This is a genomic window from Streptomyces sp. R28 (genome assembly GCF_041052385.1).
In the GTDB taxonomy this organism is placed as follows: domain Bacteria; phylum Actinomycetota; class Actinomycetes; order Streptomycetales; family Streptomycetaceae; genus Streptomyces.
The window spans coordinates 7,636,745-7,657,479 of the sequence record NZ_CP163439.1; the positions used below are offsets into that span (position 1 = coordinate 7,636,745).

At 67.6% G+C, this 20,735-nt stretch carries 16 protein-coding genes and 3 pseudogenes; 9 read left to right on the plus strand and 10 right to left on the minus strand.

All coding sequences use genetic code 11. The features are described from left to right. Positions 1-352: 352 nt before the first annotated feature. From AB5J49_RS34375 to AB5J49_RS34390, 4 genes are all read left to right on the plus strand, one after another. Positions 353-733 (plus strand): hypothetical protein, encoded by a 381-nt coding sequence (locus tag AB5J49_RS34375; protein WP_369172748.1) that lies wholly within the window; start codon positions 353-355, stop codon positions 731-733. Between the two features lie 132 nt (positions 734-865). Continuing rightward, the gene (locus AB5J49_RS34380) at positions 866-1,999 is read left to right on the plus strand and encodes a hypothetical protein (RefSeq protein ID WP_369172749.1); all 1,134 of its coding nucleotides are present in this window, start codon (positions 866-868) and stop codon (positions 1,997-1,999) included. Between the two features lie 21 nt (positions 2,000-2,020). After that, positions 2,021-2,305 (plus strand): hypothetical protein, encoded by a 285-nt coding sequence (locus AB5J49_RS34385; RefSeq protein WP_369172750.1) that lies wholly within the window; start codon positions 2,021-2,023, stop codon positions 2,303-2,305. A gap of 199 nt (positions 2,306-2,504) precedes the next feature. Next, positions 2,505-2,828: a hypothetical protein gene (locus AB5J49_RS34390; RefSeq protein WP_369172751.1), complete on the plus strand. Its 324-nt coding sequence runs from the start codon at positions 2,505-2,507 to the stop codon at positions 2,826-2,828. A gap of 80 nt (positions 2,829-2,908) precedes the next feature. Here the strand turns inward: AB5J49_RS34390 and AB5J49_RS34395 are convergent, their stop codons facing one another. Continuing rightward, the gene (locus tag AB5J49_RS34395; protein ID WP_369172752.1) at positions 2,909-3,421 is read right to left on the minus strand and encodes a hypothetical protein; all 513 of its coding nucleotides are present in this window, start codon (positions 3,419-3,421) and stop codon (positions 2,909-2,911) included. Positions 3,422-4,166: 745 nt separating this feature from the next. On the opposite strand from AB5J49_RS34395, the gene AB5J49_RS34400 reads away from it, so the two are divergent. Further along, positions 4,167-4,649 carry a hypothetical protein gene (locus AB5J49_RS34400; protein ID WP_369172753.1) on the plus strand — a complete coding sequence of 161 codons (483 nt, stop codon included), beginning with the start codon at positions 4,167-4,169 and terminating at the stop codon, positions 4,647-4,649. A gap of 84 nt (positions 4,650-4,733) precedes the next feature. Beyond that, complete coding sequence (locus AB5J49_RS34405; RefSeq protein ID WP_369172754.1) at positions 4,734-6,044, plus strand: SUKH-4 family immunity protein; 1,311 nt, start codon at positions 4,734-4,736, stop codon at positions 6,042-6,044. A 9-nt stretch (positions 6,045-6,053) separates the two neighbouring features. On the opposite strand, the pseudogene AB5J49_RS34410 reads toward AB5J49_RS34405, so the two are convergent. From AB5J49_RS34410 to AB5J49_RS34420, 3 genes and pseudogenes are all read right to left on the minus strand, one after another. Then, positions 6,054-6,167, minus strand: a pseudogene (locus tag AB5J49_RS34410) (Imm49 family immunity protein); the annotation flags it as partial. Between the two features lie 228 nt (positions 6,168-6,395). After that, the gene (locus AB5J49_RS34415) at positions 6,396-7,784 is read right to left on the minus strand and encodes an SUKH-4 family immunity protein (protein WP_369172755.1); all 1,389 of its coding nucleotides are present in this window, start codon (positions 7,782-7,784) and stop codon (positions 6,396-6,398) included. Positions 7,785-7,861: 77 nt separating this feature from the next. Beyond that, positions 7,862-7,996, minus strand: a pseudogene (locus tag AB5J49_RS34420) (IS110 family transposase); the annotation flags it as partial. A 208-nt stretch (positions 7,997-8,204) separates the two neighbouring features. Between AB5J49_RS34420 and AB5J49_RS34425 the strand changes: the two are divergent. Further along, positions 8,205-8,896, plus strand: a pseudogene (locus AB5J49_RS34425) (transposase family protein). Positions 8,897-9,320: 424 nt separating this feature from the next. On the opposite strand, the gene AB5J49_RS34430 reads toward AB5J49_RS34425, so the two are convergent. Both AB5J49_RS34430 and AB5J49_RS34435 read right to left on the minus strand, forming a co-directional pair. Beyond that, positions 9,321-11,378: an SUKH-4 family immunity protein gene (locus AB5J49_RS34430; RefSeq protein WP_369172756.1), complete on the minus strand. Its 2,058-nt coding sequence runs from the start codon at positions 11,376-11,378 to the stop codon at positions 9,321-9,323. A gap of 801 nt (positions 11,379-12,179) precedes the next feature. Next, positions 12,180-12,656 carry an SUKH-4 family immunity protein gene (locus AB5J49_RS34435; protein ID WP_369175356.1) on the minus strand — a complete coding sequence of 159 codons (477 nt, stop codon included), beginning with the start codon at positions 12,654-12,656 and terminating at the stop codon, positions 12,180-12,182. Positions 12,657-13,089: 433 nt separating this feature from the next. On the opposite strand from AB5J49_RS34435, the gene AB5J49_RS34440 reads away from it, so the two are divergent. Together AB5J49_RS34440 and AB5J49_RS34445 are read left to right on the plus strand one after the other, a co-directional pair. Next, on the plus strand, positions 13,090-13,317 hold the full coding sequence (locus AB5J49_RS34440) for a hypothetical protein (RefSeq protein ID WP_369172757.1): 228 nt from the start codon (positions 13,090-13,092) through the stop codon (positions 13,315-13,317). Between the two features lie 124 nt (positions 13,318-13,441). Then, complete coding sequence (locus tag AB5J49_RS34445) at positions 13,442-13,702, plus strand: hypothetical protein (protein ID WP_369172758.1); 261 nt, start codon at positions 13,442-13,444, stop codon at positions 13,700-13,702. 1,729 nt (positions 13,703-15,431) lie between these two features. Here the strand turns inward: AB5J49_RS34445 and AB5J49_RS34450 are convergent. The 4 genes from AB5J49_RS34450 to AB5J49_RS34465 form a co-directional block, all read right to left on the minus strand. Next, positions 15,432-15,935, minus strand: coding sequence for an SUKH-4 family immunity protein (locus tag AB5J49_RS34450; protein ID WP_369175357.1), 504 nt, complete (start codon positions 15,933-15,935; stop codon positions 15,432-15,434). Further along, positions 15,936-17,594 carry a hypothetical protein gene (locus tag AB5J49_RS34455; protein WP_369172759.1) on the minus strand — a complete coding sequence of 553 codons (1,659 nt, stop codon included), beginning with the start codon at positions 17,592-17,594 and terminating at the stop codon, positions 15,936-15,938. Between the two features lie 20 nt (positions 17,595-17,614). Beyond that, on the minus strand, positions 17,615-18,064 hold the full coding sequence (locus tag AB5J49_RS34460; RefSeq protein ID WP_369172760.1) for a hypothetical protein: 450 nt from the start codon (positions 18,062-18,064) through the stop codon (positions 17,615-17,617). A 418-nt stretch (positions 18,065-18,482) separates the two neighbouring features. Continuing rightward, positions 18,483-20,660: an SUKH-4 family immunity protein gene (locus tag AB5J49_RS34465; protein ID WP_369172761.1), complete on the minus strand. Its 2,178-nt coding sequence runs from the start codon at positions 20,658-20,660 to the stop codon at positions 18,483-18,485. Positions 20,661-20,735: the final 75 nt, after the last annotated feature.

Genomic DNA, 20,735 nt, shown 5'->3' on the forward strand with positions numbered 1-20,735 from the left:
TCGCGGCCCTGGCTGGAGCCGTATGGCGTCGAGGCAGGCTCCCGGTCCGATCGAGTCATCTCGATCCGGTTCCGTAGTCGGGATGCATTCGGTTCATACCTGGCGGAATGCAAATAATTTGGGCCATACACAACCATTTTGAAGGAAGTGCTCAAATCAACGGAGTTGGTGGCACGGTTTCTGCAGTGCCACCGAGCCGCACTCCTCATTGAGTTGGCATAACCTACGAGGTTCCTGCACCGGCTGTGTGTTGAAGCGTTCGCAAGTGCGTTGGTAGGTTCACGCCGGTCGAGACCGCCGACCCGCGATGAGGTACCCCTTGGACAGCGCCCCGAACAGTTCCGGTAAGCCCGTGGACGACTCCGAGTTCCTGGAGATGACCCAGCAGGACCCCGCCCAGGCCAAGGTCCTGCGGCAGTCCCTGGAGCATCTCGCCTCGGGGTTGGGAGGCAATGCGCTCAAGGAGATGGCTCAAGAGGTCCTCTCTGGACGTATGGGACTCCGGGAAGCGGCCAATGTGTCGGCGTACGCCGAGCAGGCGGTGGAGCAGGCGGCCCCGCTTGCCGAGAAGTGGGCCTCCATGTCCGACCGTGAGCGTTCCGAGCTCGCCGCGGAAGGGGAGCGCCGGCTCGATGACGAGCGGCGGCAGCTAGACGACGAGCGACGTGCCCAGTCCGAGAACCGGTCGGGTACGAAGTCGCGTCACGACGGGCGTGGCTGGTCCGTGTACTGAGCGGCCACGACTGGTCCTTGTACGGAGCGGCCGTAGCCGGTCCTCGTGCGGAGCGGCCGTAACTGATGGCGAGTGGCCGTGCCCAGCGGCCGGACGACCGATGGGTCGGCTGATGCAGGCAATGGGGGAGTCTTGAACTTTCATGTAGAACCCGGTGCGATCGACGGCTTCGCGAAGCTGGTGGGGCGTGCCGCGGAAGGCAGTGCGCAGGCAGGCTCGTACACAGGCACCCACGCGCAGATCGAGAAGGCGCTGGGCGGTGAGGCCTGGGACATGGTCGCGGGTGACCACGACCAATATGTCAGCGAGGCCAAGAAGGCCCTGGAGAAGGTCAAGAGCCTTCTGGAGGCGTCCGAGAAGGAACTGGTGGGCACGGCCAAGTACTACCGGGAGACGGACAGCGGCGAGGCGGCCAAACTCGACGCCACCTATCCGGGTTCCAAGGTGTCGGGCGGCGGTTCCGGAGGCGATCCGCAGGACTTCTCCGACGCCAGTGACGCCGTGGACACGTTGAAGCCGCCGGGTGGGGACAGCGACAACCCCCTCGTCAAGTACGGGTCGGGCCACGCGGACGAGTACAAGATGAGCCCGGTGCAGAAGACGCTCGGCACCGCCCTCGACCTGGGCAGCCCCTCGGCGATGGCGGTGGAGGCGTCCAAGCTGCTCTTCGACTTCGACCCCTTCGGCGTCTGCACGAACTGGGTGTTCGGGGACTGGAACTCGTACAACGACTGCTCCGACGTATGGGGCAATCTCGCGTCGTTCTGTGACGCGGTGGCCGCCAACGTGCGCAAGGGCACCCAGAACGTGGGCCTCAGCTGGGAAGGTAACGCCGCGAACGCCGCCACCGTGTACTTCGACGAGTTCACCAAGAAACTCGACGAGATCAAGGAGACCTTCAAGTCTCTGCAGGACTGCTATTCGCAAGCGGCGCAGATGGCTTTCCAGTTCGCGGAATTCCTCAAGTCGTTCCTCGTGATGTTCTGCGACCTGCTCGTCATCTGGCTGATCAACCTGCTCGCGGCGCAGGCCGTCAATGCGATCCCCGTCGGCGGGCAGGCCGCTTCCGTGGCCATGTTCGCGCTGGCTGCGGCGGAGGCCATCCGACTCATGCAGCTGTGGGCCGAGGCGGCCAAGGCGTTCGACACGTTCGCGTCGGCCATGGGCGCTCTCGGCGTGGCCATCTCCTCGGCCGTCAACGGGTTCTCGGCGGCGGACGGATTTCCCCAGGTGGGAACCGGTGGGTACGATCACGCCGCGGTGTAGCGGAGAAGGCGGTCAGGAGTAATGGGTTTCCTCGGCGGGGTCGACGACCTGGAGCGTTTCCTCACGCGTTCGTGTTACCTGAGCATCGCCTCCGTCCCGGCCTGCTGGGGCCTCATGATCTTCCTCATCAGCGATGCCGGCTGGCACTTCAGCTTTCTGATCGGTGCCGTCCTCCCGCTGATCGCCGCTTACCTCGGGTTCCGTGCCAAACGGGAAATTCTTACGGGGATGTCGGCTACGGCATTCGGACTCGCCCTCGTTTCCCTGCCGTTGATGCTTGGACTGGCGTATCTCGAGGGCCTGTGACGCGAGCGGCGTGATGGGCGGCGGATCGGCGTGATCGGCGTGATGGGCGGCGGATCGGCATGATTGGCGTGATCGGCTGGGCGTGTGCCCGTGCCGACGAGATCGGTCGCTAAGCTCCGCTGCCATGACTACGCATGGCGGTAACGCGGCAAACAGGTCGGACGAGACGGGCGGGCATCCGCTGTCTTCCGGTCCCGGGGTGAGCGCGGAGCAGCTGCGGGCGCAGTTCCAGGCTCAGGGCGGACCTGGCCTCGCGGAGGAGCGGCGGCGGGACGCGCGGCAGGCACGAGGGATGTACACGGCGTTCGCCGGGCTGGTCGCCGTCGTCTGCTTGGTCCTGATCGGCGTACGTCTCGGTCAGGGCGATGCGCTGGGGGTCTGGGTCGCCACGTATGCCATGGGCACGGCCCTCGGCGGTTGGGGTTTTGTGCTCGCCCGGATCGGCCACACCCGCTGGGCGATGATGGTCACCTGCATCGGGGGAGCGCTGGCGGGTCTCGGGGACAGCCCGGCGTTCCACTGAGCCGGGCCGACTGAAGGCCGGCGTTCAGCTACCGACCGGGCACCAGGCGTTGGACGCCCGGACCGGTACCTGAAGAGAAGTCACGCCTGACGGCGTTTGCTGCCGATGAGGTAGGCGACGCCCCAAGCGGCGGCCGCGGCGACCACGAGGCCGAGCGGGGAGAACCAGTCGACTCGCCCGTTGTTGTCGGTCCACCAGAGTTTGGCCGGCCAGAAGGGTTCGTACCTCACCAGGTCCCAGACGGCGCCGCCCCCCTCTCTCTCGGCGAAGACGAGCACGATGGAGTTGGCATAGCCGAAGAACGCGCTGAGCGCGGCGATGACGGCCCCCCAGATCCAGGCGCCGTGGTTGCGGTGCCCGACCGTGCCGATCAGGAAGCCGACAATCGCTCCGTTGAGCAGCGCGTGACCCAGATAGAGACTGTTGCCCACCGTGTTCGACTGGTCCTTGTAAGTGGCCAGGATCAGACCGCTGTAGAGCAGCGAGACGATGACCGACACGAACAATCCGAGGAAGACCGCGCCCACCGGATGACCGCTCGCGTTGGGCCGCTGCCCGAACGGGGGCGCCTGGAACGGCGGCGCGCCGTGCATGCCATACATCGGTTGCCCCGGCGGCTGTCCCGGTCCAGGGACGGGCGGCATTCCGTGGTACATCGGGGGCTGGCCGGCGGGCGGCGGCCCGGCCGGCATCGGGGGCTGCCCCGTCGGCATGGCAGGCCGGCCCGGAGCCGGTGGCTGACCGAACCCCGGTGGCTGCTGCGGTGGGGCGGGCTGCGCGTAGGGGTTGTCGGGAGCCTGCGGTGGCTGCGACGGCTGCGGTGGTGGTTGGAACGGCGGCTGGCTCATTGACTTCCCACGGGTGAACGGTCTGGAGCAGCAAGCTATCAGTGAGATCAGGAGGGGGCCGTCGGAGCCGGAGCGGGCTGCGTGAAGGGCGGAGCCGAGGACGACTCGATGCGCAGTGACCTCCGTTGTCGGTCGAGCGAGGAAGCGCGGACAGTCCCGTAAGTCGGCTGACCGGGCGGCTAAGTCGGCGGACCGGGCGGCCTCGGGGGCCGGGATCGTGGCGGATGTGTAGAGGTCCCGGAGGTGTGCCGTGAACGCCGATGCGGTCGCCCCCGAGGTGTCCGCAATGCCGCTTCGGCGCGCTTGACCTGCACGAACCGGCCTCGCCAAGATCTCTTGAGTCAGTCGGGGCACGGGCACCACGTAGGAGAACGGGAGCGCATTGAAGACGGACGCGAGCGGTGGGCGGGACCTGCGGAAAGCCAGAACGGGAGTTCCTGGCCTGGCCGCTGCCGCGAAACGGAGCGTCGGCAGGCGTACAGGGATCGGAGTGCTGGGGATTCTCACTCTGCTCTTCGGCCTGATTCTCGTCGGGGTGGGCTACGAGGACGGCCCCAAGCAGGTGTCCGGCGGCACGCAAGGGACGATCACCATCGAGCGTTGCGGCATGGACGCCATCGGGGACGACGTGGAGTGCTCCGGCACCTTCCGTTCCGACGATGGCAAGCTCCGCTCCCACGTGGAGGATTTCGAGCCAGGCGAGGAAGCCGACAAGGGCGAGAAGTTCCAGGTGGTGGGAGACAGCACGGGGTATTTCAACCGCGGCACCTTCGCGTCGTTCTACGTCGAGGCTGTCAAGGTGTGGTGCGTCGCTGCCGCCATGTTCGGAGTGGCGACTTTTCCGCTGAGCGCCGCCTTCCGCCGAAACGGACGCCCCATGCGGCGCGGGACGTTCATCACCGGCCTCAGCCTGCTTTTCGGCGGCCTGCTGGGCTGCGGCGTCTGCGTCCTGGTGAACGCCGTGCTCATCTAGTGGCCCTAGCGGGGCTGCGGGGCTGCGGGCATGCGCGATCGCGCGGGCGCGGGGACTGTCAGTGGTGGGTGCCAGGATGGCCGTATGAACGAGGAGCTGGACGACGTACTGGCCGACCCTGCACGGCTGTTGACCGCTGACCGCACGGCGGTGCGCGACCACATTGCCGCCGCCGACAAGGCCGCGCCGAGTGTGGGGGGTGAGGCCTTCCTGCAGGCCGAGGCGATCTTCGGTGGCGCTGACGTGACGCCCGCCGAGTTCGCCTCCTGGCTGCACTTCGCGGCGAAGGCGACCGGCCACGAGGAGTACGCCGAACAGATCGCCAAGGCCGAACCGGGGATGCCGTGGCGAACGGTGTGGGCATGGTGGCGGCCGGCCAACTGGTTCATGGCCCACCCGAGCCTGAACGGCGACTATTACCAGGTCCATCGCCGCCTGTACGAGGGGCGGGAGATCATCGAGGTGGTCGACCATCGCGGCCCGCTCTGGCTCGACGCGGAGACGGGCCGGAGGGTGATGGTTCAGGACGAAGGAGCGCTGGTGGAAGCGCCTTTCTCGCCGGGGGCGTTGGATGCCCCGGAGTTGCGCGACTTGGACCTGACAGCCCCGGAGAGCTGGGAAGGCGCCCTCGCGTTCGCCTGCGAGGGCGGCAGGACCCGCTATCTCGTCGAGGACACGCACGGTATCGCGGTGCTGGAGACGGACGCCGAGGTGCTGCGCGACTGGCCGCGCGGTCACGGGATCGACCCCACGTCATCCGAAGAGCCCCTGCTCGACGCCGAACCGCCGCAGCGGCGGCCGGCCGGTCCGCTCACCGCGGCCCGGGTCGACGACGCCTTTGGGGAGCGGCACGTGGCGCGCATACCCGAGACCGCCCTGCCCCCTGGGCTCGAACACCCGGGAACCAGACGGCACTTGCGGGACATCGGCTTCCCCGCGTGGTGGCAGTGCCACATGGCCGAGTACGAGGCCCGTCCCGCCGACGCCATGCGGCCTCCCGGCGCCGGTGACCTGTCCGAGGACGGCCTGCCCAGCGGTGTGACCGCCGCCGCCCTGATCGCCTTCGGCACGTGCGACTACGGCGAGCTGTATCTGCACCGCCACGACGGGTCCGTACACATCTGGAGTCGCCTGGACGGCCCGACAGACGAGACGCTGGTGCCGCTCGCCCCGGACCTCGATGCCTTCACGCGCATCCTCGAGGCCGTCTACCGCTACAGCAACGCCTGCTGGCATCCCTACCCGGTGGAGGGCGACCAGGAGGCGGTGGCGCAGGTGTTCCTGGATGAGGTGGAGGAGCTGGCTCCGGGCTTGTTCGATCCGGAGACGCCCAGCGGGATGATGTGGAGCTGGCTCTACGCAGGCATCACCGAACTGGGCGTGGACGGCTTCTAGCGCGCGGTTTTCGTCGCCGGTCCAGTAGTCCTTGTGCCATTCCAGGGCGTTGGCGAGTTCGGTGTTGAACTTGTCCTGGTCGACGCGTGCGAGCTGGGTCAGGAGGTTCATGGGGGGGGGACATGGTCTGGAGGACGTCGTCGCGCGGGGTGTGTCGTAGGGAGTGCCGGGCGTGGTTTCGAGCTTCCTACCGCCCTATGAGTCCGTAGCTCCATGCCGGTAGCTCCATGCCGGGAGTTCCATGCCGGAAGTTCCATTCCGGATGGCGGCCGCCTTCGTCGTCGAACCCTGGCGGTCGCTTACGCGCCTCAGTGATCTTGCGCTTTCCGGCTTCGAGCTCCGGTCCAGGTGTCAGATCCATTCAGCCCCGTAGGAGGCCAAGTCCCAGGTGCTGTCCTCGAAGTCGTGCCCCTCGAGGATGAGCCTCCAGACCTCGGCCCGGGCGGCGGCACTATCGATCTGCTCGCACCACCTGGCGAGGTTGTGCTGCGCGTCCTTGTGGTCGGCGACGTAGGGGAAGTGCGTTCTGCGGAACTCGTCGTACAACCGGACCATGGTGAAGAACTGGGTGAGGCTGCTGCCGGCGACGGGGTCGGGCGAGCCGCCCGTGGTGTCCCTGAAGAGCCGACCGGTGCTGCCGTCGAGCAGGAGCCTGGAGTACATCCAGGTACCGAGCTCGTAGAACGGGCCGGCGCTGGGTGCCTCGCTTCTGGCACGGCGTTGCCGGGGTACGTCCCGGCCCCGGCCGGGCCAGGCCACCCCGGGCAGGGGGCGGTCGCCGCGCGGGGTGATGGCGAGATGCAGGAAGTCGCTGATCTCCGGCAGGCCTGTCTCGGTGAGGAAGCCGCGCGCGGCAGGGTCGTCCAGCCCTTGGGGGAGTTGGTCCTCGGCGAGCCGATGGCAGGTCCCTGTGCCAAAGGTCTCCTCGAGCCAGTCCCGCATTCCGTCGCCGCGCAGAGCAGCGGACGCGGACGGCGGCAGGGGCCATGGAGCGGTCCGGGTGTGTGCGGCGACCAGGGGCCGCGTGCGGTACGTGTCCCGCGCGGCGCTTCCAGCCGCCTGGACGGATACGGTGAAGAGGCCCCCGGTGCCGGCGAGGACCCACCGTCCGTCGACGTAAAGGCCCTGTGTCACGGCGGACGGGCAACTGGGGGGATGAGGGAGGGGCGTATCCGCCCCGACTTGCCAGCCGCTGTCCCTGTGTTCGGTGAAGGTGACGGTGGGCGCCTCGCGGTCCGGAGCGCGGCGTGCGTTGCTCCAGGGGACATCGTCTTCCGACAGGGAGGCGCGCACCTCGACAGGAGCTGAGGCAGGCTCCCCGGTCACCGGGATCCACTCCTGACGGATGTACCGGTGTTTCGGGTAGGCGTTCTTGCCCGTGGTCACGTCCCGGGCCGTAACGACGGTCAGGCCGGACTCGCCGACTGCCACGCCGAGTTCGTCGACACGACCGGCCTCCTCCTGGATTCGGCCGAAGATGCCCATGGGGCGCCAGCGGGTCCAAGTGGTCCGCCACGGCAACGGGACCCCCGAAGCCAGTAGCTGTTCGGCCAGCTCTGCGCGCCCCGTGCTGAGTGCCGCGTTATGGAGCCAGGCCACCCACTCACCCTGTGACGAGGGGGAGGTGCCCTGAACCTCCAGATAGTGCAGCATGGCTGCCACGCTCGCGTACGGCACTCCGTCGGGGTAGGCGATGGCCAGGGCCTCGCGCAGCGCGGTGGCCGAGCACTGGGCCAGCAAGCGCCCGTCGTCCAGGAGGCAGGGCAGGGCGCCAGCCAGCGCCCCGTGCAGGGGAAGAGTTTGAGCGGTGCGATCAGGGCCAGGATGTCGTCCTCACCGTTGACGACCTTCCTCGAAAGCACCTTCTCTCCGCTGGCGTTGACTCCGACCGCCCAGTGATGGGCCTTGCCGGCGTCGATGCCGACCCAGACCTGCTCGTGGCGTTCCGTCACCGTCGTCGCTCCGTTCCTCAGGCACCAGCACCCTTAAGGTCCGGGAACACTCCGCCGCCAAGCCCTTAACCAGCGATGACCGCATTTCTCAATCAGCAGCCGGAGCATCCCGGAGGACCGGGCGGCCACTCACTCCGAGCCATCAATGGCAGGTCACTATCAGCCACACCCAGTCCTCCCGGACCTCCAGCATTCTTAAGGGGTAACCATGCTGATCGTCACCCGCGAGGGTGACCGCCGTTGCAAGCTCCCGCCGCACCAGCGTGCGTTGGTCGGCCTGGTGTACCTGCGCCGGCACGACACCCTCGCCCAGCTCGCTGCCGGGTTCGGCATTTCCGTCGGCACCGCGCACGCCTACGTGGCAGCCGTCGTCGACCTGCTGGCCGACCGCGCGCCCGGCCTGCTGCGTGCCCTGCGTGAGGCCGATCCGGACTACGTCCTGCTGGATGGCACGCTTGCGGAGTGCGACCGGGTCGGCGACAGCCGGGCCGACTTCTCCCACAAGCACCGCCGGCACGGGGTGAACGTGCAGGTCGTGACCAATCCGGCCGGGCGGCTGCTGTGGATCTCGCCCGCACTGCCTGGCCGTGCGCACGACCTCACCGCGGCCCGCACCCACCGGATCATCCGGATCTGTGAGCGCCAGGGCGTCCCGGTCCTCGCCGACCGTGCCTATATGGGAGCCGGCCCATGGGTGACGACGGCCCTCAGACGCCCTCCGGGCCGTGACCTCACACCCACCCAACAGACCGTCAACCGTGCGCTGTCCGCAGCCCGGGCACCGGTCGAGCGTGGCATCGCACGGCTGAAGTCTGGCGGATCTTCCGCAGGTCCCGGTGCAGCCCGAATCGAATGACGTCAATCGCCGCCGCCGTCCTCACGCTGGAGCGGCAACGCTGAAAGACCTCAATGTCTCTCTTGGCCCGATGCTGGAGCCTACGAACGTGCGTACGGGGCGGTGCGCCGAGTTCCTCGACGAGTCCAGGTTGCCCAGGGGAGCTGCTTGCGGTACTCCGGGTCGCAGGGCGTCAGGAACCCGGTGATCAGATGTGAGCGACCACTGCCCGGCGCTCCCGTCAGGACCAGCAGGCGCGGGCTGCCGGGCCACTCCATCCGCCACCTGGAAGGTCCTTCGGGACTGCCCTCTGAAAGGACGTCGGGCAATGCCATGCTCGGCGTTGCCCGCGGTGCACACCTCAGCGTCGCAGGATGACGAGAAACGACTAGGTCACCCACCACACCGAAGATCATTTACGTGACGGTACTCAGGGTTGACCGGGAGCAGCGGGACACAACGGGTCGAGTGCCGTCATCAGGTGACAACCTATTCGGTGCCCCAGAAATCCAGATCCCCGTCGAAGACGTGTTCCCAGTGATCTGCGTCCTCGGTCGCCGAGTCGATGTCTTCCGCCCACTGCCACAGGCTGCGGCGGGCATCTCCGCGTTCGGCAGGCGTATTGAAAGGACTTGTCAGAAACTCGTGGTACAGACGGAGAAGGGTGCAGAACTGGCGAAGGCCCGTGGCCAAGGTCAACGAACTGTATCCCGTGCGGTAGTCCTGGACGACAGCACCGGTGCTTCCATCGAGCAGCACGTTACCGCCGGTCCATTCGGCCAGAGAGTAGAAGGGGCCCTCGCTCTCCGGAGGATCCATGTCATCAGGCCATGGGACTTCCACCAGCCCGGTCTTCGCCAGGTCGGCCGTGTGAACGAAGGGCAGTTGGTCCGTCAAGTGGGGCCAACCGATGCCGGTCAGGAATTGTCGACTATCCGAATCGCTCAGACCTGATGGCAGTTCGTCTTCCGAAAGGACCCGGCACGTACCTTGCCCGAACGAGCTCTCCAGCCATGACTGAGTGGGAGCGTTCCGTGTCATGGCTTGTGCAGGACAGCGCCAGAGGGCCGCCTCGGTGACGGGGCCGACAAACGGTTCCGGCAGCGCCTCCAGGTGAGGTTGTTCCCTCGGGGTGGTTGTCGCGTCCACGACGAATGGGCCGGTGGGGCCTGACATCAGCCACTCCGTATCCGACACGGCTTTGGACCTGAAAGGGCGAGATGCGCTCAGGCGCCCGTCGAAGATGTGGCGCACCGGTGGTCCGACTGCACGGAGGCGCCAGGAACCGCTCTCGGCGAGTTCCGGAAAGTCTCGAGTTCCAGGGGCGTCCTCCGACGGCTGGTCCGCTAGCGTGTCCTCGGGCTCTTCCGACCGTCCGAAGGTGCCGAACGGCCGGCACCTGGTCCACACGGTTTTCCACGGGAGTTCGACCCCGGAGTCGGCGACGATCGACCGGGCCAGCGATTCATCCCCCCGATTGAGCGCGGAATGATGCAGCCACGCTACCCACTCCGCATGTGGTGCGGCCGCGAGCCCCAGTTGCTCGAGATAGTGGGCATCAATGGCAAGGCCGCCCTGCGGAATCCCGCGGGGCCAGGTCGCGGCCATGCCCTGCAATAGCCCCGTCGCATCGAGATTCGCAAGGGCCTGACCATCAGCCAGTAGGGTCTCGAGGAGACCTGCATGTGCAGCATGGAGCGCCGCGGCTCGCGCCGCATAGGCACCGGTGGGGCCGACGTTCTCCCAGGCTGTCGCACCGTGTGCCTTCAACGGCTCCAGGAGTGCGGAGAGCAGACTGCCGTGATCGACGGGACGGAGTAGTCTGATCCGATGCCGATCCGATTCGGCGTGAAATCCGAACTCCCTGCCCGAGCCGGGGACTTCGGTGATGAGCAGGCGATCCGAGAGGGATTCCGCGAGTTCGGTGAGTTCACCGGACGAGACCTGAATGCCCAGGCATCGGCAGAGCTCCCCCCAGACAGAGAGAGGGACCGTGCGCCGCTCTGCTGCCGCCAGAGCCCGGAGAGCAGGGTGCCGGGTGAGGATGTCCAGCCATTCCCCGGACCGGGTCTCCCCGCCGCGCGGCGAGGCCAGGACGATGTCATTTCGGGTGGGTGCCGGCACCCACGGTTTGTCAGCGGAACGCTCGACAACGAACTGCACGGTTGGTCGCGAGAATTGCTTGAGCGTACCGACCATGCGCTGACTGATCCGACTGGCTTCACTCGAGGTCACGAATTCGCCGGCCCATTGCACGTTACTGAGCAGCGCGACGCCGCCACTCCGAATGCGTTGGGCGCCGGCAACGAGTGAAGCCGGCGACTCGGCGACGCCCCAGGCGCGGAGGAGGTAATGGGCAACGTCATCCGCGGTCTTGCCTCGGCAATCAACATAGACAGCATCCGGAATCCTGGCTGCCAGTTTGCCGAGCAAGACCGTCTTCCCCGACCCCGCTACACCCCGGACGGCAAGGGTTCGGTACAGGCGATGGGGTTCTGCCAGCCAGGCTTCGGCCTGTTCGAGTGCCCCCTCAGGCGTCAGTTCCACTCGATTCCTCGCTTCAGCGTTCGCGTCCTTCTAATTTCCCAGGTATCCGATGAGTCAGCGGTTCACCCCGCTCCCAATCCTGCCGTCTTCATCCAGGCCCGCAACCACTCGCCGCGATCTCATCATCTGCTCGTCGGTCATCGCCTTCACCTGCTGGCGCATGGCGATGCCCTCGGGCTTGACATGCTTGATGGCTTCCAGCCGGTCCGCTGGATGTCGTACTCGGCCTCCCGGGCCGGGGCTTCATTCCCCACGTCGCCTTTGCGGTAGCCGATTCCGTACGAGATGCGTAGAACAATTTCCCGGGGTTTTCCTGAAGTTCCGTTCTCGCCCCACATTGGAGTCCGTGCTCTTGCCGTCCTCGGAGACGAAGGTGCCCTCTCCGGCCTCCTCGCCCTGCGCGACGCCCGGGCCGACGGCCGGAGCGGGCAGTTCCGGGGAACGGCAAATGGATCCCTCGCATCGAGCGGGAGCTGTGCCCAGAGCTCCGGCTCACACAACATCAGGAATCCGGAGAGCAACCCAAGACCGGCTGGCGAAAACCCGGTCAGCACGACGACGGCGAAGTACCGGACCACACCGTCCGCCATGAGCAAAGGGTGGCCAGGACGCTGGCGCGGCGCCTATGACAGGGTGAGGGGCGCAGCCTTCGGTTGTGGTGGTCATACGCCATTGTCCTTGTCCTCGCGGACATATGTACCGTGCGATGATCTTGTGGTCCGCGCGACTGGCGCCGGGCGGTCGAGACGGGTTGCCGGGACCGGTGGTGGCGGGGCCTACCGTGCCGAGGTCTATGGATGCCTACAGGTAGATGAATTCGTCGGTGTCCGTGACGTGCCCCCAGTTTCTGGTGGCTGCCGCGGTGGGGTCGATGCCCGTCAGCCAGGACCTGAGCTCGTCGATGAGTTCCTCCCCGTCGAGGCCGCCGCTCGTGCTGTAGGCCAGCATGTACTTCCACTGCAGGCACACCATCGCGCTGAACTGGGCCAGGGAGGAGCCGGCCAGGGGGTCACCGGGCCGGTCGTCGTCGACCGCGCCCTTCCTCGACTGTCGCAGTACGCGGCCGGTGGGGCCGTCGAGGAGCAGGACGCCGCCGATCCAGGTGCCCAGTTCGTAGAACGGCCCGTCTCCCACGGGTGTTTCGAACTTTTTGGTGCCTTCCCAGGTGTGCTCGGCGAAGCCTGTGCCCGCGAGATTGTGGGTGCTGAGGCTGAGGAAGTTGTTGACGGCAGGGAAGCCGACCTCGGTGAGGAAACGACGGGTCGGCTCGTGGGCCAGGCCGGGGGGGCAGCTCCTTCTCGGTCAGGAGGGGGGCGACGTCCGCGTCGAACACGTCGAGTACGAGGTCGCGGGTGGGGCGGCACGCGGCCTCGTCGAAGGGGCGCGGTGTGATCTTTGTGTGCCGGCTGATGGCGGGGAGTGCGGGCAGAGGGGTGGCTTCGATGTAGTCCGGATCGGGCTCGATCGCATAGATCCCTCGGCTTCCGCCGAACACCACCAGATCACCGGCGCAAGCCACATCCTTGACCTTGGGCGCTTGGATCACGCGGAGTGTGGCTGGGTCGCCGACGGCTGACGCGCGGACCAAGTTCCAGGAGGTCTCGGCTCCCCAGCGGGTCGCCGCCGGGTGTGTGGGCGGGGCTTCCACGATGAACGGTCCCTTGGGCCCTACGAATTGCCCCGTGACTGCGAGGAGCCGGCCGGTGGCCGCGTGCCAGGTCTGCTCGAGACGGTCCTCGGTGCGGCTGGTCACGGTGGTGCCGTCTGCCGCGGCTTGCAGCTCTTCGACGACGTCGATCTGGGGCGGGCGGGGACGGACCTGGCCAGGGGCTCGCCAGTGCGTCCAGACGGTCCGCCACGGCAGTGGACCGGCGGACTCGATCAGGGCGTCGGCCCGCTCCGTATCGCCCTGGCTGAGCGCCACGAGATGCAGCAGTGAGGCCCACTCCGCCTGCGAGGAGGGTGCCAGACCGAGGTTGCCGAGGTAGTACAGATCCGCGGCGAAGCTGCCCGCGGGAATGCTCTCGGGGGAACGCCACGCGAAGTGCGCTGAGCAGGGCGGTATGGGTGCATTGGACGAGCGTGCGGGGATCCGCGAGGAGTTCCTCGAAGCGGCCCGCAACCGCGGCATGGGCGGGCAGGGCGCGGGTCAGATAGTCACGGAGCGGGTCGCCGTCGGTCCAGGCGAACAGGCGGTTCACGACGGCCTGTTGGAAAGCCTGGAACGTGTCGGCAGGGACCTCTTCGCGAAGAGTCCGGGCATTGCGTTCATGGGTGAACCCGACCGGCACATCGCCTGCGGGGTCGACCGTGACGAGTGGTGACTCCTCGCCGATTGTGCGCAGTTCCGCGACGTCGAAGTCGGTGCCGAACGCGGAGCAGAGCGCCTGCCACTCCTCGAAGCGCACCCGGTGCGGCTCGGACAGGGCCAGGGTCGTCATGGCCGTGCGCTGACGCGGCGGCAGCGAGTCGCGGGACAGCCGGACGACGTCGCGGCTCGGGCCGAGCAGGATGGGGTTCCGGTTCCGAGGGCTGAGGTCGTACACCTCGCTGTCGACTTCGACCACGAGTTTGATGTTGGTTGCCTTGGAGCGAATACTGAACGCTCCAACGATCCCGCCGGCGGCGACGCCCAGTGGTTCATCCGTGAACCGCATCTTTCCCGCCTACTGGGTATTGGTCACGACAACGGTTCTCGGGTCGAATCTTCTATCGAAACGAGATCGTCAACGAGACTGGTGAGGGCACGGATGCTCCGGAAATCACCGTATGACATCGATGGCCCGCATCACCCGATCCGCCACCTCTTCCGCGGAGCAGCCTGTGGCATCAACGAGCACGGCCCCCGGCGTGCTGGCGGCGAAATCTCTCAGAAATTGGGTCTTTCCGGCTCCAGAGGGGCCGTCGACGTAGAGAATGCCCCGCTTGGGGGGGGGGGGGGGGGGGGGGGGGGGGGGGGGGGGGAAGTTTGGCCAGCTGTGAGCGGATCTGGTCCGAGGCTTCCTGTAGGCCGAGGTGAGAATTCACAGTGGGCGACTTCCTTTCCTGGTGACCATCACTCTGGGCCGGTGTTCTACAGGCCGCCGTCCGGCAGGGCGCGAACCCGTAGAACACGTCCACGCCCGGCATTCTCTCCGAAGCCCTGTGCCGCATCCTCCGGCCACGGCACGGGTACGAGCCCTGTCTCGGCCGCATCGATCGTGCCCATGAACGGCAGATGGTGGGACAGGGCGGACAGTCCGGTCTCCATCAGGAATAGTTGGCTCTCTGTATGCACGAGGCCGGTCGGCGGGTCATCTTCCCGAAGGCAGCGGCATGTTCTGCGGTCGAAGGTCGCCTCCAGCCATGCGCGGCTCGGCGCGCCCTCGGCCGGGGTGCGGCATGGCGCCGTCGGGCGAGCTGGTCATCGTTCCCCGTCTTCGGCCGCTGCGGGCACACATCTGTACCCGTACGTTTCAGGGCTTACGAGGGCGTCGGCGCCGTGTCCTGTCACAGCGATTCCGGGACATCCAACTCTCCACCGAATGCGGCCTTCCAAGGATCGGATGATCCCGCTGATGGGTCGATCTGCTGTGACCAGGCCGCGAGGCTACGACGAGCGTCCCGTTCCTCGTACCGCGTGGGGAATTCGCTGCGACGCAGTGTGACGTACAGACCCACCAAGGTCATGAACTGCCGCAGGCTGCTGCCGAGTAGCTGCGTTCCGGCAACAGAGGCCATCAGCACGCGGCCGGAATCACCACATAGGACACGGTCTTAGGACCACTTCCTCGCCGAGCCAGGTCCCCAAGCGGTAGCCGGGCTCGAGGTGCCCCAGTGCCTCGGTGTTCTCCAGGCAGGTCCGGTCAAGGGCCACGGTGGTCAGGAATCTCGGCTCGCCGCCGTCAAGAGCGGGGAACCCGAGGCCGGTCAGGGTGGCGTGCGCTTGCGAGTCGACGACCCCGGCAGGGATGGCGGTCGGCTCAAGTCGGCGGAGTGCCTCCTCGCCGAAACTGCTCGCGGATTCGCCCGGTCGCGAGCGGAATGCGTCGCCGAGTAACCGGGCCCGGTCCGTCAGACCCGGTCGTCGAAGTTGTAGTCCTCGAAGACCCTTTGCCAGCCCTGTGTTTCGTAGGCCTGGGGATCGATGAGGTTCAGCCAGTGGCGTAGGTCCGACTCCGTGTCCTCGATCGACCACCAGGAGGCGCGCCACCAGAAGTAGAGGCGGACCATTGCGACGAACTGGGCGAGACTGCTTCCGGCCAGCTCGTCCTCGATCCCCGACCAGCCATCCTGCAGCACACGCCCGTCACGGCCGTTGAGGAGGAGTCGCGCGCCTTGCCAGCTGCCGAGGTAGAAGTACGTGGAGTCGGTCTCGTCGGGTTTGCCGAAGGGTTCGGCAACGGGGTGCAGGCCCGTGTGCTGGAGGTCGGTGGTGTCGAGTTCGAGGAGGCGGCCGGTGACACAGGGGAAGCCGACGTCGGAGAGGAAGGCGCGTGTGTCGCTGTCGGAGAGGGCGGCCGGCAGGGTCTCCTGCGGGAACCGCTTGACCGCCGCGGATCCGAAGATGTCCGTCAGTCAATCGGTCGTGGGGGCCAGGGCCTGGGCGGGCAGGTCGGCCCGAGCAAGCGTCGTGTCGGTGCCCACCAGGCACTTGAGGAGGCCTGGTGCGTCCTCGTGTCCGGCGCTCTGGTTGATCTCGACCACACACACCCCGTCCATGGTGGCCAGAGCGATGTGATGGCCCGAGCGCGTTCCCCGAAGGGCATACTCGGGCATACGGGGCAGATCCACTTCCCCGCTGAGGGCTCCGGCGGGGCGCCACCCCTTGGGCCCCTGGTCCGCGCGCGTCGTGTCGGAGGTGTCCGCGGCCTCATCGGGTTCGGGGCGGGGCGCGCCCGTGGCCAGGTCCCACGTGCCGATGTGTTCGCGGCGCGTGCGGGCTGTGACCACATCGCCGGTCGGGGTGTGCACGATCTGGAGCGTCCGGAGGATCGGGCGGCTGACCACTTCGTCCGTGCTGAACACGCCGGCACCGACGCCTTCGGCCCAGAGGGTTCGCCAGGGCAGGGTGACGGGGCCGGCCGCTGCCAGGAGCCGGTCGGCGGCTGCTTCCTCCGTTGGCTCGGCCTGCATCAGGGTCAGGTGCAACAGCGCCAGCCACTCGCCCTGGGACGACGGCTGAACGCCACGGCGCGCCATGTAATGGAGACGGGCCCCGGCGGTTCCCTGCGGGATGGGCCGTGCGTGGAACGCGGCCTCGAACCCTTCGAAGAGCGACTCGTGACCGACCCCGGTGACCGCTGGCGTGTCCTCGAGAAACGCGTTGAACCGGCCGGCTGCCGCTGCGTGACCGGCCAGGGCGCGCGCGGCGTACCAGCGTGTGGCTTCTGGGGAGTCTGCGGCCGACATTGCGGTGACTGCGTGCGCGTGCCAGGACCTGGCCTGCTCGGCGGGCATCTGCGTACGCAGTTGCCGGGCCGCTGCCTCCTGCTTGAAGGAGATGAGGGGGGTGCCGGTCCCGTCGTCCGTCCGGTGGATCCAATCCCCGGCCACCGGGTCGTCGAGCAGAGACTCCAGCCGGGACTGGGGGATGTCTTGGCCGAGGGCGGAGCAGAGAAGGGACCACACGGGGCTGGGAACGAAGCGGTGCTCGGCCAACGCCAGCGCATCGAGGGCGGACGACAGGTTCGCATCCTCGTTCGGCTCCGCGAGGGCGGGCATGCTTTCGAAGCCCCCCTGCAGGGTCAGATGCCGTCCGCCCAACTCGTCGGCCCTGCCCGGGGCATCGTCGACCTCGACCAGCAGGCGCATCCGCAGCCCGCGCGGATGGAACGTGATCAGCGCCCGTGCCACCCGTTCGACCACACGCTGCGGTTCGCGCGAGGTGCGCAGTCGGCCCGCCCACTGCGTGTTCGCGAGCACGACCACGGGGTCGTCGCTGATCCGGCGGGCCACGGCGGCGATGTCGCCCTTGAAGGTGTCCAGGGCGGCGGCGACGCCAAGGGTCGTCGCCACCTCCCGGGCCACCTCCTCGGCGGACTTGCCGGCGCCGTCGACGTAAGCCGCGCCCGGGTGGCGGGCAACGACCTCGCGCAGCAGCGCCGTTCTGCCGCTGCCCGCGCGCCCGCCGATCCACAGCCAGGCACTGGTTTCGCGAGGCCGGTCGATCCACTGCAGCGCACGGTTCAGCGCGAGTTCTGCCGTGACTTCATCCGGGTTCGGGGTGGTACTCATGCGTCAGGCCTTTCCTGCCGTCAGGTCTTTTCTACGCAAGGCTCTTTGGCATCGGCAAGGCGTGCCTTGAGAATGTCGGCGACCTTGTTCAAGTGATCCTGGAGATCGGCTTCCATGGCCTGCACCGGAGTGTCTGCTCCCTCGCGCGGATCGCTGAACGGTTCGACCTGTTCGCCCTTTCGGCAAGCCGTGGCGTAGGTCGTCCCCATCTCCTCTGGCAGATAGACGCGAATATAGCCTCCGCAGTCCGCGTGCCCGTTCGACTCGGAAGGCTGGCCACGCGGCTCCCGCTCCGTGTAAAGGTGCGCGGAAACGAGCGGATCCTGCCCTTTGGCGGCGCGGTCCTCGTTTGAGGCGCTCAATCCAGCCACCCAAGTGCGGTTCGGAGTGGTCGGGTAGACGGGGCCGAACCCGCCGGAGGCGAACCGGCCGGGCGCTATGAGGAGGCACTGCACGGCGAGTTCGGCCATCAGATGGCTGCCCCCGGCCCGGCGGCCGATCGCCTCGGCCGGTTCGAGGCAATCTCGGGATCCTCGGTGAAGGACAGCTCAGGGGCGCCGAACCGGGGGTTCAAGGCTGCTTCCGCATGCCGTACAACCACGCTGGGGCCGGCCCATTCAGGCTCGTTCAGATCGATGACCTGCACTAGGTCTCTCGGGAGCCCCGCGGTCAGATCGGCGACGAGCTGACGGCGGCACTTCGGCGAGAAGCCGAACGGTATCGACCGCGGTCAGCGGACTGAGCGCGTCCCTCACGACTCGGGCCGGTTCGCCGAGACCCCGGAGTGTCCCGGCTCGGTCGACATCAGGTATGACGACCGTCGGCGGCTGGCCACACCATGCGCCACGCGGCCAAGGAACGCAGCACAGCAAGTGTGGCCGCCCACGGTCAGTCGGTGGTTCGCAGTGCAGCAGTCCAGAAAGTGGCGTCTGTGTCTGCGTCGTCGAGGTCGGGCAGCGCGTCCTCCAGATCGTCTCTGATCGCGACGCGCTCGGTACGGCTCCCCGCCGCGGCCAGCATGCACCGGGCCACAAGGTAGTGCTGGAGCAGGTCGATGAACGCGGCCAGGCTGCCGGCGATCAACACGGCGCTGGTTTCCTGCTCTCCGCCGTCGTCGGGCCCTCCGCCGTCGTCGGGCTCGTCGTCGAAGTAGGCGTCGAAGTCGTCTTCTGCGCTGCTCCAGTCGTCCGCACCGAACAGGACGACCTGCCCCGTTCCGCCGTGCAGGACCAGGTCGCCGGCACCCCACGTACCGATCTTGTAGTACGCGCCTGGGACGGCGTCTGCCGACAGGTCGCCGGGGGCGAGCGGGGACAGACCCACTTCGTCCAGAGCCTCGAGCCGGATTGCGGCGCCTTCGAAGGCGGGCAGTCCGACGTCCGTGAGAACGCGGCGTGCCTCGGCGTCCGTCACCCCCTCGGGCAGCAGGCCGGTGGGCAGGCGACGTACGACGCCCGGTTCGAAGAGGTCGGGGTCGTACGAGCCTCGGCGCTGTGCTGTCCCGCGGTGCAGTGCGGGGAGGAAACCGGAGTCGTCGAAGAGCGGCTCCCCGTGCACCTTGCTGAGGCGCGGACTGACGGCGGGGTCGTGGAGCTCGACCGCGAAAATGCCGCCGAGCCCCGTCACGACCAGGAGGTCGCCGACCCTCACCTGATCCGACACGAAGGGGGGTTCCAGGGTGTCGAACACGGTCAGATCGTCCCAGTCGGGTGTGACGTTGCGTTCCATGTCGGTGAGCCAGAGCGGCTCGCGCCGCCCCGGTGCCGGCATCGCCTCCGGCCAGGGGCCGGCCAGCTCCTCGCCGGTTTCGGCGTCCCAGACGCGGTATCGCTCGTCCCATTCCCCCGGAGCGCAAACGGCGTGCCGGCCAGGGAGGTAGTCCTCAGGGGCGATGACCGGGTCTCCCAGTGGACCGGGCCGAACGTACGCGGCGTTCAGGGCACCCGGCGGCCGCCAATGGGCCCAGCGCACCTGCCACGGCAGCGGCTGGCCGGACGAGGCGATCTGGGCCGCGGTCTCCGTATCGCCACGCACCGTACTCATCAGGTGCAGCCACGATGCCCATTCACCCTGGGGCAGGGAATCGACGCCGCACATCCACAAGTTGACCGCGTCCCCGGCCGGGGACGCACCGTTCACGACATACGAGTCGTCGGCGTGGGCCGCGTCGATCAGGGCGACTTGATCGATATGGGCAACGAGCCGGCCGGAGCGCTGAACGGAGTCGAACTCGCCGGCCTGCACGGCGTGCATCGCCAGTCCTTGTGTCAGGTACTGGCCGGTCGTCGCTGCCGCGGGCTGATCGCGCAGCCATGCGACCAGCTCCACATTCACGGCTCGTACGACCTCGGCATCGGTGGTCAGACGCAGCGTTTCGGCGTGCCGCTCATCACGGAAGCGGACCCAGCCGTCGCCGTCCACCTCCAGTAGCTCGCCAGAAGCCTCCAGCGTTGTGGCGACATCCAGAGACCGGCCTACATAGGACCCCAGCGCCTGGGCGAGGGCGGTCCACACAGGCAAGGGAGCACGACGGACCTCGGCCAGTGCGAGTGCACGCAACGCTTCGGTGTCCGTGCCGTCGGACAGGTGCCCCACAGCCTCTTCGGAACTGCTCGGTTGCAGTGCCACGACCAAGTGATCGTGTGCCAACCGGACATCCGGCAGATCCCGTTCGATCACGACCTTGAGACCGCCGCCAACGGCCAGTTCACCGGTGAAGCGGTGCACCATGCGCTCTGGCTCCGTGGAGCGCCGAGTACGGCCCGCACGGTGGGCATTGACGATGATGACCAGCCCGCCACCGAGCGGGGAGTCTTCAAGCTCGAATCCCCAGTCCGCCCGCTTCTCCGGCAGAGCGGTGAACCCAGCAGCAGTCATGACCCGATCGATGAGGTCCTCACAGGTCAGCCCGGTGGCATCCACGAGCACCGCCTCGCCTCGGGCCTCACTCAGCCGCAGCAGTGTCTCTGTCCGTCCGGACCCAGGAGGGCCGGTCAGCTCGGCCACTCGCTGGGTCCCGCTGTCCGACCACTCCAGGAGCTCGGCCAGGGCTTGTCCGGGTGACATGGGCGAAGGGGTGGGTGTCTGACGGCTCATCGCTGAATCTGCTGACTTTCGGTGTGTTCACACAGGGCGGGCTAG